Annotated in this window: 16 protein-coding genes and 1 other RNA gene; 6 read left to right on the top strand and 11 right to left on the bottom strand. The window is 68.8% G+C overall.

The window, feature by feature from the left end:
• The first annotated feature begins 64 nt into the window (after nt 1–64).
• Nucleotides 65–400, top strand: a complete 336-nt coding sequence (locus tag JKL49_RS19670; protein WP_215343134.1) for a hypothetical protein — start codon at nt 65–67, stop codon at nt 398–400.
• A gap of 4 nt (nt 401–404) precedes the next feature.
• Here the strand turns inward: JKL49_RS19670 and JKL49_RS19665 are convergent, their stop codons facing one another.
• The 4 genes from JKL49_RS19665 to mtnN form a co-directional block, all read right to left on the bottom strand.
• The gene (locus JKL49_RS19665; protein ID WP_215343133.1) at nt 405–1,292 is read right to left on the bottom strand and encodes a hypothetical protein; all 888 of its coding nucleotides are present in this window, start codon (nt 1,290–1,292) and stop codon (nt 405–407) included.
• 253 nt (nt 1,293–1,545) lie between these two features.
• Nucleotides 1,546–2,055 (bottom strand): peptide deformylase, encoded by a 510-nt coding sequence (gene def / locus JKL49_RS19660; protein WP_215343132.1) that lies wholly within the window; start codon nt 2,053–2,055, stop codon nt 1,546–1,548.
• Between the two features lie 14 nt (nt 2,056–2,069).
• Nucleotides 2,070–3,338 (bottom strand): DNA recombination protein RmuC, encoded by a 1,269-nt coding sequence (locus JKL49_RS19655; RefSeq protein WP_215343131.1) that lies wholly within the window; start codon nt 3,336–3,338, stop codon nt 2,070–2,072.
• A 10-nt stretch (nt 3,339–3,348) separates the two neighbouring features.
• Nucleotides 3,349–4,083, bottom strand: a complete 735-nt coding sequence (mtnN, locus tag JKL49_RS19650; protein ID WP_215343130.1) for a 5'-methylthioadenosine/S-adenosylhomocysteine nucleosidase — start codon at nt 4,081–4,083, stop codon at nt 3,349–3,351.
• Nucleotides 4,084–4,146: 63 nt separating this feature from the next.
• On the opposite strand from mtnN, the gene JKL49_RS19645 reads away from it, so the two are divergent.
• On the top strand, nt 4,147–4,665 hold the full coding sequence (locus JKL49_RS19645) for a GNAT family N-acetyltransferase (protein WP_215343129.1): 519 nt from the start codon (nt 4,147–4,149) through the stop codon (nt 4,663–4,665).
• 131 nt (nt 4,666–4,796) lie between these two features.
• Here the strand turns inward: JKL49_RS19645 and recR are convergent, their stop codons facing one another.
• A complete protein-coding gene (gene recR / locus JKL49_RS19640; RefSeq protein WP_215343128.1) occupies nt 4,797–5,399 on the bottom strand; it encodes a recombination mediator RecR in 603 nt (200 codons plus the stop codon).
• 132 nt (nt 5,400–5,531) lie between these two features.
• Here recR and JKL49_RS19635 point away from each other — a divergent pair, with 132 nt between their 5' ends.
• Complete coding sequence (locus JKL49_RS19635; protein ID WP_215343127.1) at nt 5,532–6,050, top strand: GNAT family N-acetyltransferase; 519 nt, start codon at nt 5,532–5,534, stop codon at nt 6,048–6,050.
• A gap of 52 nt (nt 6,051–6,102) precedes the next feature.
• On the opposite strand, the gene JKL49_RS19630 is transcribed toward JKL49_RS19635, so the two are convergent.
• From JKL49_RS19630 to ffs, 3 genes are all read right to left on the bottom strand, one after another.
• Nucleotides 6,103–6,429 (bottom strand): YbaB/EbfC family nucleoid-associated protein, encoded by a 327-nt coding sequence (locus JKL49_RS19630; RefSeq protein ID WP_215343126.1) that lies wholly within the window; start codon nt 6,427–6,429, stop codon nt 6,103–6,105.
• A gap of 15 nt (nt 6,430–6,444) precedes the next feature.
• On the bottom strand, nt 6,445–8,229 hold the full coding sequence (locus JKL49_RS19625; RefSeq protein ID WP_215343125.1) for a DNA polymerase III subunit gamma/tau: 1,785 nt from the start codon (nt 8,227–8,229) through the stop codon (nt 6,445–6,447).
• Between the two features lie 37 nt (nt 8,230–8,266).
• Nucleotides 8,267–8,362: signal recognition particle sRNA small type (gene ffs / locus JKL49_RS19620), an RNA gene on the bottom strand.
• Nucleotides 8,363–8,424: 62 nt separating this feature from the next.
• Here ffs and nudC point away from each other — a divergent pair.
• Both nudC and JKL49_RS19610 read left to right on the top strand, forming a co-directional pair.
• Entirely contained in the window at nt 8,425–9,348 is a 924-nt protein-coding gene (nudC, locus tag JKL49_RS19615; protein ID WP_215343124.1) for an NAD(+) diphosphatase, read from the top strand.
• A 248-nt stretch (nt 9,349–9,596) separates the two neighbouring features.
• Nucleotides 9,597–10,220 carry a glutathione S-transferase family protein gene (locus JKL49_RS19610; protein ID WP_215343123.1) on the top strand — a complete coding sequence of 208 codons (624 nt, stop codon included), beginning with the start codon at nt 9,597–9,599 and terminating at the stop codon, nt 10,218–10,220.
• 44 nt (nt 10,221–10,264) lie between these two features.
• On the opposite strand, the gene JKL49_RS19605 is transcribed toward JKL49_RS19610, so the two are convergent.
• From JKL49_RS19605 to JKL49_RS19595, 3 genes are read right to left on the bottom strand one after another with little or no spacing between them, the layout of a single operon-like run.
• Nucleotides 10,265–10,570 carry a hypothetical protein gene (locus tag JKL49_RS19605; protein ID WP_215343122.1) on the bottom strand — a complete coding sequence of 102 codons (306 nt, stop codon included), beginning with the start codon at nt 10,568–10,570 and terminating at the stop codon, nt 10,265–10,267.
• Nucleotides 10,570–11,415 carry a prephenate dehydratase gene (locus JKL49_RS19600; protein ID WP_215343121.1) on the bottom strand — a complete coding sequence of 282 codons (846 nt, stop codon included), beginning with the start codon at nt 11,413–11,415 and terminating at the stop codon, nt 10,570–10,572. The genes JKL49_RS19605 and JKL49_RS19600 overlap by 1 nt, the downstream gene beginning before the upstream one ends.
• Complete coding sequence (locus JKL49_RS19595; RefSeq protein WP_215343120.1) at nt 11,412–12,158, bottom strand: 3-deoxy-manno-octulosonate cytidylyltransferase; 747 nt, start codon at nt 12,156–12,158, stop codon at nt 11,412–11,414. The genes JKL49_RS19600 and JKL49_RS19595 overlap by 4 nt, the downstream gene beginning before the upstream one ends.
• 219 nt (nt 12,159–12,377) lie before the next feature.
• On the opposite strand from JKL49_RS19595, the gene JKL49_RS19590 reads away from it, so the two are divergent.
• Nucleotides 12,378–13,079, top strand: coding sequence for a c-type cytochrome (locus JKL49_RS19590; RefSeq protein ID WP_215343119.1), 702 nt, complete (start codon nt 12,378–12,380; stop codon nt 13,077–13,079).
• Nucleotides 13,080–13,154: the final 75 nt, after the last annotated feature.

The raw sequence follows: 13,154 nt of genomic DNA, 5'->3' as shown, positions 1-13,154 counted from the left end.
CGGCCAATAGGGAACCGCAAGCAAGCGTGGCCGTTACCCGCTCGCTTCACCCGGAGATATGTCCATGCGCACCGCCCTCATCGTTTCCCTCGCCGTCGCCGCCCTGTCCGTGGCGGCCTGCTCCAAGTCCGAACAGTCCGACGCCGGCGAAAACGCCAAGGCCGCCGCCATCAAGATCGGTGAAGCCACCAAGGATGTCGCCACCAGTCCCGAGATCAAGGCTGTCGGCAACGACATCAAGGAAGGCGCGGTGGAAGCCGGCGCCGTGGCCAAGGACGCCCTGTCCACCGCAGGCACAGAACTGAAGGCCGGCGCGGAAAAGGCCGGCGACAAGGCCAGCGACGCCGCCGCCACCGCCGACGCCAAGATCGACAAGGCCGCCGCCGACGCGAAGAAATAGGGCGTCAGCCCGCCTTCTTCGCCTCCAGCCGCTCGAACGCCATCTCGGTGGCGCGGATCAGGCCCAGATAGGTGATGCCGTAGAAGATGCGGATGTCGGCCTGCAGGGCGGGCAGCAGGATCCAAACCCCGTCTCGCGGGCCCTTCTCGATCCAGCCGGCCGCCTCGATATCGCGCAGCACCGAGAGCACGTGGCTGCGTGACACATCGTAGTGGCGGGCGATGGCGGCCACCGACAGCTCCACCTGCCCCACGGGCGGGAAGGCGCCGCCCGTGTCGGCCTGGTGCATCACGTCAAACAGGATCAGCAGGCCGGCGGACCGCACGGCCAGCTGGTTGAAGGCCTCGATGTCCGGGTTCGGCGATCCAGCCGCCTGCATCGACTGGCGCCCCATCATCGCCATCAGCATCGAGAACACCGCCGGCTCGTCGAACCGCGCCAGCATTTCGGCGGTCTCGTCGGTGAGGTGGGTCAGGGCCTCGAACTCAATGCGCATCCGACCCCGGAACGCCGCTTCCATGGCCGGCGTCGGTTTGTAGGGCCGACTGTGGCCATTGGCGGCGTCGGTGCGGGTCACGTAGCCGATCAGCTGGAGGCGCAGCAGCACCGCCGTCGCCGTCCCGGCGCTGAGGATGCCGCTCTTGCCGGAAAGCTCCCGCAACCGTCGGTGGGTGAGGCCGCCCGTCGCGTCCAGATAGAGGGCCAGCACCCCCAGCAGGAAACGGCTGACATCCTTGACGTCGCGGTGCAGGGCCGGGGCCGCGTCATAATAGGCCACCGCACCCCGCACGGAACTGCGCATGGCGTCGTCCAGCCCAGGCCGGGCGAGAAACGCCTGGAGCCTGTTGTAGGGGAAGGGCCGGTTGTGGCCGGGCGGCGACGAGTCGGTCATAGGCGCCGCAAATAAAACCTCAGATTGGGGACCGTACCAGAAAACGCCATCACACCCCTTCGGCTCCCTTGGTATCCAGCCCCCAGGTCCGGAGCGCTTACCGGCCCGCGTATGGCGACTGATCGAACCGCGGCCCTGAAAAGGATTATCGGGTGAGATCGGGATCAGACCCCGGGGGGGGTCTGGTCGGGGCAGCCGGTCACGTCCATGGCCGATGTCCCCTCCCGCGCGGGCGGACCCCTCACGAAGGTCTTTAGGCGGCCCGGACCTGCTTCTTCACCTTGGCGACCGCCCGGTCGCGCTTCAGGCGCGAGAGGTAGTCGATGAAGAGCACGCCCTTCAGGTGGTCCATCTCGTGCTGGATGCAGACGGCGTACAGGCCCTCGGCGTCCTCGATGACTTCCTCGCCCTGGTAGTTCAGGTACTTCAGCTTGACCCGGGCCGGGCGCTCCACCTCGTCATAGATATCCGGAACCGACAGGCAGCCCTCTTCGTAGGGGGCGGTGTCGTCGGACGCCCAGAGGATTTCCGGGTTCACGAAGTAGCGCGGCTCGGGTGGGGTGTCGGGGGCCGCCAGGTCCATGACGATCACCTGCTTGGCCACGCCCACCTGGATCGCGGCCAAGCCGATGCCGGGCGCGGCGTACATCGTCTCCAGCATGTCGTCCATCAGGACGCGCAGGTCGTCATCCACCGTCTCGACGGGGGTAGAGACCTGTTTCAGCACGGGGTCGGGGACGACGAGGATTTCGCGAAGAGCCATGGTTTTCAGGTAGGTCAGCCGCCTTTGAGCGTCAAGACGGCGGCTGAGGCTGGGTGGCCCTCATCCGCCGTATCCACGGCCAACTTGGTCAGGGGCCGGACGCCGGTCTCGACGGGGCCGAGTTCGGGCAATTCCTTGCCTTCGTGGTCCACCTGCAGGTCCTCGAAGCGCCTTGCCTGGGTCATGACCTGGGTCTCCAGGGAGCCGACGAAGGAATTGTAGCGGCCGACGGCGGCCTCTAGCGCCTTGCCCACCGAGGCGGCGTGGCCGCCCATCACCGACAGGCGCTTGTAGAGCTCGCGCCCCAGCTTGGAGATCTCCTGGGCGTTGGCCGCCTGCTCCTCCACGCGCCAGCCGTAGACCACGGCCTTGCACAGGGCGAAGAGCGTGGTGGGCGTCACCACCAGCACCCGCTTGTCCATGGCCTCGGTCATCAGTTCCGGCATCCGGTCCAGGGCCGCGGCCAGGAAGCTGTCGCCGGGGATGAACATGGCCACGAAGTCGGGCGAGCCCTGGTTGAACTGGTCCCAGTAGGTCTTGCCCGACAGGCCGATCATATGGGCCCGCACGCTCTGAGCGTGACGCACGTAGCAGGCCTCGCGGATCGCGTCGTCGGTGGCGTCCTGGGCGTCGAGGAAGGCGTTCAGCGAGCACTTAGCGTCGATGACGAACACCGCTCCGCCCGGCAGGCGCACGGTGACGTCGGGCCGACGACGGCCCTCGTCGGTGTCGGTGGAGGTCTGTTCGTCGAAGTCGTAGCGGTTGTGCAGGCCCGCGGCCTCCAGGACGTTGCGCAGGGTCTGCTCGCCCCAACGGCCCTGAACCCCGGCCCCCCGGCGCAGGGCGGCCGACAGCTTGCGGGCCTCTTCCTGGGTGGCGGTGGAGGCCAGCAGCAGCTGGCTGATCTGGGCCTTCAGGCCGCCGGTCTCCTCGGCGCGGGTCTTCTCGACGGCCACCACCTGTTCCTGGAACTTGGCCAGGGTTTCGGCGACCGGCTTGAGCTGGGCCTCCAGGCGCGCCTGGGCCAACTCCTCGCGGCCCTTGAAGGTCTCGTCCGCGCGCTTGAGCACCTGGTCGGCGATGGCGGTCACCGCCTCGGCCTGGATCAGCGCGGCGTTGCGCCCGCCCTGCTCCTCGATGAGCCTCAGGCGCGAAGCTGAATCCTGCAGCTCCCAGGCCCGCGCCTCGGCCCGGTTGGCGCGTCCGCGCTCCATCAAGGCCCAGGTGAAGCCGATGGCGGCGGCCACGAGGGCGACCACGAGGAAGATCAGGAGCGAGTTCATGCTCCGTTCTTTAGCCGGAGTCGGTGAGGATCGCCAGCAGGGCGGGGACGCACAGGGCCGAGTTGTCCGCCGCCATCTGGGCCATCTCCAGATAGCTCATATGGCTCTCCGCCCCGGCCAGGTCCGACAGGGTGCGGATCACATAGAGCGGCCGGCCCCAGGCCAGGGCCACCTGGTCCACGGCGCCGGATTCCATGTCGATGGCGTCGGCGGCGAAGGCGGCGTGCAGCTGGTCTCGCGTCACCGCGCAGTTGAGGAAGTAGTCGGCGGTGATGACGCCGCCCAGCGCGATGGGATGGCCAAGCTCGCCCGCCACCGCGTCCCGCAGTCTGGCGAGGTTGGCCGCGATCGCCGGCGCCACCGGGGTCAGGGCCGTCAGCCGTGGCGCCCCGATGGGCATCTCGCCGGACCGCGTGGGGGTGAAGGCGCCCTCGAAGACATGGCCGTAGTCGTGGATGTCCAGCCGCTGCGCGAGCAGCACCGACCCCACCCCGAGCGCCGGGTTCAATCCGCCCGCCACGCCGGCGAAGATCAGGGTGTCGGCGTGAAACACCGACAGCAGCAGCGTGGCCGCCGCCGCCGCATTGACCTTGCCCATGCCGGCCAGGGCCAGGGCGAACTCGGCGCCGTCATGGGTCCCGATCCAGACCTGGGTCGGGCCGTAGACCACCGGCTGCGAGGTCACCGACAGCCGCGCCTGCAGGGCCGCCAGTTCCTCCGGTGTCGCGCAAAGGATTCCGTACATGGGCGCCTCGTTCCTTGGCCTGCCGCCGTGCTACCAGATTCCCCAAGGCAGAGGGGGAACGCCATGATCACCACGCAACGGACGATCCTGCGGCCCTGGCGCGACGAGGACCTCGACGCCTTCGCCGACATGCTGGCCGACCCGGAAGTCCAGGCCGACGCGGGCGGGCCGGTGGATCGCGACGCCGCCGCCCGCAAGATGGCCCGCTACCGCGACGCCTACGACCGGCTGGGCTTCAGCCGTTGGGTGGTGATCGATCACGCGGGCGACTTCCTAGGCTATGTCGGGATCATGCCCATCGACGACTGGCATCCCCGCGCCCCCAATGTGGAGGTGGGCTGGCGGCTAGTCCGCCGCGCCTGGGGGTCTGGGATCGCGACGGAGGCGGCTCGCGCCAGCCTCGCGGACGGCTTCGAACGCTGCGGCTTCAAGGAAGTGCTCAGCTACACCGAGGCCACCAACCACCGCTCCCAGGCGGTGATGCGCAAACTGGGCCTTGAGCGCGACGAGGCCCGCGACTTCACCAGCACCCATGGCGGCCACACTTGGTCAGGCCTGGTGTGGGTGGCCAAGCGTCCCTAGAGCCTGATCCGTTGAGGTGGAATCGCTTCGCGATTCCGCCGATGCGGTGAATCAGGCTCCAGATATAAGCGAGAGCATGATTCACGCTTCAGCCGGGACCGCTCCGCGGTTCCGTCTAAAACGATCATGCTCTAGGCCGGCCGTCGCGCCCGCATCGCCTGGGCGATGGTCCCGTCGTCGAGCCAGTCCAACTCGCCCCCCACCGGCACGCCGCGCGCCAGCATGGTCACCGAGACGTGGGCGTTGGAGAGCCGTTCGGCGAGGTAGTGGGCCGTGGTCTGGCCGTCCACCGTGGCCGGCAGGGCCAGGATCACCTCGGTCACCCCCTCGTCCATGGCCCGCGTCACCAGGGAATTGACCCGCAGGGCCTCGGGCCCGACGCCGTCGAGGGCCGAGAGCAGGCCCCCCAGCACGTGGTAGCGGCCGCGGAAGGCGCTGGCCCGCTCCATGGCCCACAGCGCGCCCACCTCCTCCACCACGCAGACCAGGGTCGTGTCGCGGGAACGGTCGTCGCAGATGGCGCAGGGGTCCTGGGTGTCCAGGGAGCCGCAGAGGCTGCAGGTCTTCACCCGCTCGGCCGCCACGGCCAGGGCCTCGGCCAGGGGCTGCAGCAGTTGCTCCCGCCGCTTGAGCAAGGCCAGGGCCGCGCGCCGCGCCGAGCGCGGGCCCAGGCCCGGCAGCTTCGACAGCAGCGCGATCAGGCGCTCGATTTCAGGTCCGGCGGAGGCGGCCAAACTGGCTCCTGCTAGAACGGGACTAGGAAAAGTGGGAACCGGCTTTCCGCCCGAATCCCGTTCTCAGTAAAAGATACAATCGGCGACGAGTCGTCGATTGGTCCTATGTAGATGTCGAGGGGAGCCCGCGCCATGACCACGCCCGATCTGCCCGTCGTCGAGGGCGCGCAGCTGGCCCTGATCTCCGGCTCGGCGGTGGAGGAGCTCCAGGTCCTGCTGGAGCGCTGCGAGGACTTCGAGATCCTGGTGACCGGCCATCCGCCGGGCCCCTACGCCGCCCAGGCCCTGCTGATCGACGCCCCACCCGAGCATCCGCTGCGGGACAAGTTCGTCATCGGCGCCTGGACCGACCAGGGCCTGACCGCCACGGTGGAGCTGCTGCGGGACTTCCCCGAGCGCCACGTCTGGTATCTTGGCCTGCTGCTGACAGCGCCCGAAGCGCGAGGTCAGGGGCTGGGAAGCCGCATCCTGGCGGCCCTGAAGTCCTGGATCCTAAGTCAGGAGGGCCGCGCGCTCCGCCTGATCGTCCAGGACCAGAACCCTGCGGCGCTGCGCTTCTGGATTCGCCACGGCTTCATCGAGATCGGGACGGCGACCCAGGAGCTGATGGACCTCACCAACCAGGTCACCCGGCTGGAACTCAAGCTTTAAAGTTGGGCGGGCTGCGGGCGGAAAACCGGTTCCCACTCTTCCTCAACCCGCCCTAGAACTTCGGCATGCCGGGCAGGCCCATGCCCGCCAGGGGACCGGCCGCCTCGCGCATCAGCTGGCCCTGCTGTTCGTCCAGCTTGCGCTTGGCGTCGGCGTGGGCGGCGACAATCAGGTCGGAGATCACCTCGCCCTCGCCGGGCGCCAGCAGGCTCTCGTCCAGCTCCACCGACGCCAGTTCGCCCGTGCCCTTCAGCGTGATCTTGACCATCCCGCCACCCGAGGTGCCTTCGATGACCAGCTGCGCCAGGCGTTCCTGCGCCTCGGCCAGCTTCTGCTGCATGGCCTGGGCCTGTTTCATCAGGCCGCCCAAATCCTTCATCGAGTCCTCACTGAATTAATCCTCGTCGTCTTCCGGCGGCGCGTCGGCCGGCGAGGCTTCGGGGGTCGGCAGGTTGCGGATGCTGACGATCTCGGCGCCCGGGAAGCTCCTCATCACCGAGAGGATGAAGGGGTCCTGCTCGATCTCGGCGCGGATGTCGCGCTCCTCGCGCTTCTGGCGTTCCCATTGGCTCTCGGCCCCGCCGCCGCCCTGAGCCGCGATCAGCCAGGGTTGGCCCGTCCATTCCCGCAGGCGTCCGATCAGGCGCTGGGCGAGGTTGGCCGGCGCGCCGGGGGCCGGCTCGAACTCGATGGCGCCGGGCCGGAAGCTGACGGGGCGCACATAGCGCTCGACGTCCAGGCGCAGCGCAATGTCGCGCTTCTTCTCGATCAGGGCGATGACGTCGGCGAAGGACTGCAGCACCGGCGGCCCTTCGGCCACCGGCTCGGGCGCGAGCACGCGGGCCTGGGCCGTGACGCTTCCGCCGCCGCCATGGCTCGCCCCGCCACCGCCGCCGCCCGAAGGCCCCGGCGCGCCACCCACCGGATCGCCGGTCTGGATGCGCCTCAAGGCCTCCTCCGGCCCCGGCAGGTCGGCGGCATAGGCCAGGCGGATCAAGGCCATGTCCACGGCCGCGGCGGGGTCAGGCGAGCGGCGCACCTCGTCATAGGCCCGCAGCAGCATCTGCCACAGGCGCGACAGGGTGCCCGCCGAGACCGAGGCCCCGATGGCCGCCAACCGCCCGGCCTGTTCCTTCGGCATGATCAGGGCATGCGCCCCGATGGCCTTGGCCACCGACGCCGAGTGGGCGTGCTCCAGCAGATCGAGCATCACCTGGCCCGGATCGGCGCCGTAGCCGTAGAGGGTGCGGAAGGTCTCGATGGCGGGCCCGGGCTCGCCGCGCATGGTCTGTTCAAACAGGGTGATGGTCTGGGCGCGGTCGGCCAGGCCCAGCATGTCGCGGATCAGGGCGGCCGGCACCGTCTGGCCGGGCTCCCCCTGGACGATGGCCTGGTCCAGCATCGACTGGGCGTCGCGCACCGAACCCTCAGCGGCGCGCGCAATCAGCAGCAGGCCCTCGGCGTCGACGCGGACCCCTTCGGCCTGCGTGATCATCTCCAGGTTCTTGACGATCACGTCGGGCTCCACCCGGCGCAGGTCGAACCTTTGACAACGCGACAGGATGGTCACCGGCACCTTGCGGATCTCGGTGGTGGCGAAGATGAACTTCACGTGCGGCGGCGGCTCTTCCAGGGTCTTCAACAGCGCGTTGAAGGACGAGGTGGAGAGCATGTGCACTTCGTCGATGATGTAGACCTTGTAGCGCGCCTCGACGGGGGCGTAGCGCACCCCGTCCAGCAGCTCGCGCATGTCCTCGACCTTGGTGCGACTGGCGGCGTCGAGCTCCAGCACGTCCATGTGCCGGCCTTCGATGATCGCCTTGCAGTGTCGCCCCTCCTCGCGGAGATCCAGGGTCGGCTCGTGGATGGCGTCGGTCTCGTAGTTCAGCGCACGCGCCAGCAGGCGGGCGGTGGTGGTCTTGCCCACCCCGCGCACCCCGGTCAGCATGAAGGCGTGGGCGATCCGGCCGGTGGAAAAGGCGTTCTTCAGCGTCCGCACCATGGCTTCCTGGCCATAGAGGTCGTCGAAGGTGCGGGGCCGGTACTTGCGGGCGATGACAGTGTAGGCGGCCGAGGCCTCGGCGACCGGCGCCTGCGGGACCGGCGCGCCGAACATGTCGGCGGTGTCGGGGTCCCGCTCCGGGAGTTCAGCATCGGGCGAGAGATCTTCGTCGGCCATGCGCCCCGCGCCGTTGGCGCTTTCAGAGATAGTGTGGGTGGAGACCGAACGACGACCCGGAGCGAAACTCGTTGCGGCTGCTTCCTTCCGGACCTGACCGGGTTGGCGAGGCGTCCGCCCGTCGCCCGATCTCCACCCCCTATATCGCGACCTTGAGGCTCGCGCGCAAGCTTGGGCGACGCTATGAGGGTTTTCATGGCCCTTTCTTTTTTCCAGAACACCTTCGCCGGTAACCCCCTGAACCGCGCCAGCGAGCGCCGTAAGGACGACGCCTGGCTCAACGAACAGCTGAAGTCCGATGACTCCCTCGGGATCGCCATCTGGAACGGCAAGCCCTTGGTGGAGACCAGCAAGGACGGCGGGGTGCAGATCGCCTACCTGCCGGCCAAGATGGTGGCCGACCTGGCCGGCGGGGCCGAGACCCTGCTGTTCATGGGCCTCTGGAAGGAGACATCGGTCTTCGCGATCGACCTGGACGGCGGCGCCGACCCCGCCGACGGGCCGCTACAGGGCCTGGGCCGGTTCGAGGACCTGCGGGCGCTGGCCACGCGCCTGCCCCACACCGACGCCGCAATCCTGGCGACGGCCAAGCAGATGTTCGAATGGCGCCGCCGCCACAAGCATTGCGCCAACTGCGGCGAACCCTCGATGGTGGCCGAGGGCGGCTGGAAGCGCGCCTGCCCCGCCTGCAAGGCCGAGCACTTCCCGCGCACCGATCCGGTGGTGATCATGCTGGCCGTCCACGGCGAGCGCTGCATGCTGGGCCGCCAGGAGATCTGGCCGGCGGGGATGTTCTCCTCCCTGGCCGGCTTCCTGGAGCCCGGCGAGACCATCGAGGAGGCCTGCGCCCGCGAGCTGCACGAGGAGGCGGGCCTGAAGACGTCTTCCGTCGTCTACCACTCCACCCAGCCCTGGCCCTATCCGTCGTCCCTGATGATCGGCCTGATCGCCCAGGTGGAGGACGATGACGCCGCCCCCGACCAGACCGAGCTCTCCGAGGTCCGCTGGTTCACCAAGGAGGAGGCCCGCACCCTGCTGGCCGGCAAGCTGCCCAACACCTTCGCGCCCGGCCCGATGGCCATCGCCCACCAGCTCATCAAGGCCTGGGCGGAGAGCTAGGCCCCATTCCTCCACCAGGCCGCAGGCCGGTTCGGGGGAGGTGGCGCGCGCGCCAGGCGCGTGACGGAGGGGGCTAGGGCCGGACAACGCACATGGATGCTAAGGCGAGGGCCCAACCCCCTCCGTCTCGGCTTTCGCCGATCCACCTCCCCCGAACCGCGCTTCGCGCTGGGGGAGGAATTGAAGGCTGCTGACACGCTGCTGTCAGCAGGGCATGGCTAGGGTCTCTCCAACACGGAGGAACAGCCATGTCGGACCAACTCGTTTTCTACACCAACCCCATGTCGCGGGGCCGGATCATCCGCTGGATGCTGGAGGAGGTGGGCCAGCCCTACGAGACCCACATCCTCGAATGGGCGACCATCAAGGACCCGGCCTATTTGGCGGTGAACCCCATGGGCAAGGTGCCCGCCATCGTCCACGGCGACACCGTGGTCACCGAGTGCGCGGCGATCTGCGCCTACCTGGCCGACGCCTTCCCGCAGACGGGCCTCGCCCCGCCGGTGGGAAGCAAGCTGCGCGGCGACTATTACCGCTGGCTGTTCTACGCCGCCGGTCCGCTGGAGGCCGCCGTCACCGTCAAGAGCCTGGGCTTCGAGGTGCCGCCGGATCGCAAGATGATGGCCGGCTGGGGCGACTTCGGCGACGTCATGGACACCCTGGAAAAGGCGCTGACCGGCCGCGAATATCTGGTGGGCGACAGCTTCACCGCCGCCGATCTCTATGTCGGCGCCCATCTCGGCTGGGGTCTGCAGTTCGGCTCTATCGAGGCGCGTCCGGTCTTCACGGCCTATGCCGACCGCATGGCCGCCCGCCCCGCCGCCGCCCGCGCCCGCGAGATCGACGACGCCCTGATCGCCGCCGCGGCCTAGGAGCGTCTCCTCCTCTCCCACTAGTGGGAGAGGAGTTGGGCCGCCTACCGCCGCAGCGACAGGATGACCTCGACGTCCTCGGCGCGGCGGTTGCGGACCTCCATGCGGGCCTGGCCCAGCGCATTGGAGAGGTCCTTGACGAACTCCGCCAGCGGGCCGCCGTGCAGGCCGCGCACCCGGATCATGTAGGGCGGGGCCAGCTCGCTCATGCCGTTGGCCCAGATCATCGAATCCACGAAGGCCTCGATGCTGGCGCCGTGCCCGGGCAGGGCGCGGATCTCGGTCTTCAGGTCCTCGCAGAAGGCCTTGATGCTGGCATAGGCCGCGCCGTCCATCTCGATGGTGCGCATCAGATGTGGCTCCGGAAGGCGTCGGCCGGATAGACGCCGAGGATCTCGAACTGCTCGGAGAAGAACTGCAGCTCCTCGAAGGCCAGCGCCAGATTGCGGTCCTCGGGGCGACCGTCGACCTCCGAGTAGAAGAAGGTCGCCGTGAAGGCGCCGTTCTCCATGTAGCTCTCCAGCTTGGTCATGTTGACGCCATTGGTCGCGAACCCGCCCATGGCCTTGTAGAGGGCCGCGGGCATGTTGCGCACCCGGAACACGAAGCTGGTGACGCAGGGGCTGGTGAAGGGCGGAGCCGGCGGCGCCGTCTCGGCCGTCATCACCAGGAAGCGGGTGGTGTTGTTGTGGGTGTCCTCGATATCGCGGGCCACGATTTCGAGACCATAGAGGTCCGCCGCCAGGGCGGGCGCGATCGCCGCCCGGGTGGGATCGGGATGCTCGGCCAGCAGCTTGGCCGACAGCGCGGTGTCGCCGACCTGCTCGGTCTTCAGCTTCAGCCGCCGGATGGTCTTGCGGCACTGGGCGAGCGCGATGGGCATGGAGGCGACGGTCTTGACCTCCTCCAGCTTCACGCCGCGATTGACCATCATCTGGAAGTGGATCGGCTTGAACCGCTCGCCAATGATCTTCAGGCCCGAATTGGGCAGCAGGTGGTGCACGTCGGCGACGCGGCCGGCGATGGAGTTCTCCACCGGGATCATGCCCAGCTGACAGTCGCCCGACTTGATGGCCTCGAAGGCCTCCTCGAAGGTCGGGTGGGCCACCGGCGTCATGTCCGGGTAGGCGGCCAGACAGGCCTCGTGGCTATTGGCGCCCAGTTCCCCCTGGAAGGCGATCCGCCCCTTGCTCATGAACGGCCCCCGATTTGACGAGCAAAGGCGCGCGCCCGCTCAAGATCGGCGGGGTTGTCCACCGAGATCGGCGCGGAGTCGACCACCGTCGCCCAGATGGTGAGTCCCAGTTCCATCGCCCGCAGCTGTTCCAGCTTCTCGCGAAGCTCCAGCGGCGACGGCTTGGCCGCCGTGAAGGTCTCGAGCGCCGCGCGGCGATAGGCGTAGATGCCGTGATGATGCCAGACCGGCCCGTCCCCATAGAGGGTCGAGCGGGTGAAATAGAGCGCCCGGCCCGACTTGCCGTCGGCCTGCATGGCCAGGACCGCCTTGACCATGTCGGGATTGGTGCGGACCTCTGGCGAGGCCTCGCGCTCGACGATGGTGGCGATGTCGCAGCCGGGCTGGTCGCGCAGCAGGCCCGCGCAGGCGGCGATGTCGGCGGGCGCCACGAAAGGCATGTCCCCCTGCAGGTTGATCACCACGTCGTGGGCGCCGCCCGGGTCCAGTTCCGCCAGGGCCGCCACCAGCCGGTCGGAGCCGGAGGGCAGGTCGGGATCGGTGAGCACCGCGCGGCCGCCGGCGGCCAGGACCACGTCGACGATCTCCGAATCACCGGCGGCGACCGCCACCGGACCGAGGTTCGCGGCCTGCGCCTGGCGCAGAACCCGCACAATCATCGGCAGACCTTCGATATCCGCGAGGGGCTTATTTGGGAGGCGCGTGGCCGCAAGACGCGCGGGGATAAGGACGATGGGGTTCATGTATCGGACGGAATGAGGAAAAGTGGGAACCGGTTTTCCGCTCGCATTCCGCCTACCCTCCAAAAATGCCCAGATCACGGACGTGATCTGGGGGGCGACCAACTGGCCGGTTGCGCCAGCGCCGGTAGCGTGTAAGAGACGCGGGCGCAATAAGGGGCGGGGATTCCCGCGCTTCCGCCGGTCTTCGGACCGGCCGATTAGAGGGCCGATTTCAAGACGATGAGCGACCTTACGTTCAACAAAGTCGCCGGCGCCGTGCTGGCGACGGGTCTGGCCATTGTCGGCCTCCGCGAACTTTCCTCCGGTGTGTTTGCGACCGAAAAGGCTGAGAAGCCCGGTTACACCATCGAAGTGGCCGAAGAGGCCGCTGGCGGTCCCGTCGCCGAGGCCCCCATCGACTGGGGCACCGTCCTGCCGACGGCCGACGTCGCCGCCGGCGAGGCTGTCTTCGCCAAGTGCAAGTCCTGCCACACCATCGACAACGGCGGCGCCAATGGCACCGGCCCGAACCAGTGGGGCATCGTCGGCCGCAAGCCCGGCGCCCACGCCGGCTTCGCCTATTCCGCCGCCATGGTGGAATACGGCGCGAAGAACCCGGTCTGGGACTTCGAGCGCCTGTCGGCCTTCATCACCAATCCGGCCAAGGATATGCCGGGCACCAAGATGGGCTTCGTCGGTCTGAAGAAGGCCGAAGACCGTATCAATGTGCTGGCCTACCTGCACACCAAGGGCGCCACCATCGCGTTCCCGGCTCCGAACCCGGCCGCCGCTGCGCCTGCGGCTCCGGCCGCCGGCGCTGCTGCTTCGGCCACGGCCCCCACCGCGACCGGCTCGACGGCCACGCCTCCGGCCACCGCCGGCGGCCCCGCCGGCCAGGCCCCGACCACGGGCGCCGCCGCGGCCCCGACCGCAGTCAAATAAGACACCTGCCTCACCCCTCCGGGGGCGAGACGGACAAGAGGACCCTCCGCATCGCGGGGGGTCTTTTCGTATGTG

This window comes from Phenylobacterium glaciei, assembly GCF_016772415.1.
Taxonomy (GTDB): Bacteria; Pseudomonadota; Alphaproteobacteria; order Caulobacterales; family Caulobacteraceae; genus Phenylobacterium; species Phenylobacterium glaciei.
Note: the sequence above shows the minus strand (reverse complement) of the source record. Positions and strands in the feature narration are given on the sequence as shown.

Excerpts from the sequence above, each read along its gene's own strand:
- JKL49_RS19670 (WP_215343134.1), top strand. The coding sequence starts at position 65 with ATGCGCACCGCCCTCATCGTTTCCCTCGCCGTCGCCGCCCTGTCCGTG.
- JKL49_RS19665 (WP_215343133.1), bottom strand. The coding sequence starts at position 1,292 with ATGACCGACTCGTCGCCGCCCGGCCACAACCGGCCCTTCCCCTACAAC.
- def (WP_215343132.1), bottom strand. The coding sequence starts at position 2,055 with ATGGCTCTTCGCGAAATCCTCGTCGTCCCCGACCCCGTGCTGAAACAG.
- JKL49_RS19655 (WP_215343131.1), bottom strand. The coding sequence starts at position 3,338 with ATGAACTCGCTCCTGATCTTCCTCGTGGTCGCCCTCGTGGCCGCCGCC.
- mtnN (WP_215343130.1), bottom strand. The coding sequence starts at position 4,083 with ATGTACGGAATCCTTTGCGCGACACCGGAGGAACTGGCGGCCCTGCAG.
- JKL49_RS19645 (WP_215343129.1), top strand. The coding sequence starts at position 4,147 with ATGATCACCACGCAACGGACGATCCTGCGGCCCTGGCGCGACGAGGAC.
- JKL49_RS19635 (WP_215343127.1), top strand. The coding sequence starts at position 5,532 with ATGACCACGCCCGATCTGCCCGTCGTCGAGGGCGCGCAGCTGGCCCTG.
- JKL49_RS19630 (WP_215343126.1), bottom strand. The coding sequence starts at position 6,429 with ATGAAGGATTTGGGCGGCCTGATGAAACAGGCCCAGGCCATGCAGCAG.
- JKL49_RS19625 (WP_215343125.1), bottom strand. The coding sequence starts at position 8,229 with ATGGCCGACGAAGATCTCTCGCCCGATGCTGAACTCCCGGAGCGGGAC.
- nudC (WP_215343124.1), top strand. The coding sequence starts at position 8,425 with ATGGCCCTTTCTTTTTTCCAGAACACCTTCGCCGGTAACCCCCTGAAC.
- JKL49_RS19610 (WP_215343123.1), top strand. The coding sequence starts at position 9,597 with ATGTCGGACCAACTCGTTTTCTACACCAACCCCATGTCGCGGGGCCGG.
- JKL49_RS19605 (WP_215343122.1), bottom strand. The coding sequence starts at position 10,570 with ATGCGCACCATCGAGATGGACGGCGCGGCCTATGCCAGCATCAAGGCC.
- JKL49_RS19600 (WP_215343121.1), bottom strand. The coding sequence starts at position 11,415 with ATGAGCAAGGGGCGGATCGCCTTCCAGGGGGAACTGGGCGCCAATAGC.
- JKL49_RS19595 (WP_215343120.1), bottom strand. The coding sequence starts at position 12,158 with ATGAACCCCATCGTCCTTATCCCCGCGCGTCTTGCGGCCACGCGCCTC.
- JKL49_RS19590 (WP_215343119.1), top strand. The coding sequence starts at position 12,378 with ATGAGCGACCTTACGTTCAACAAAGTCGCCGGCGCCGTGCTGGCGACG.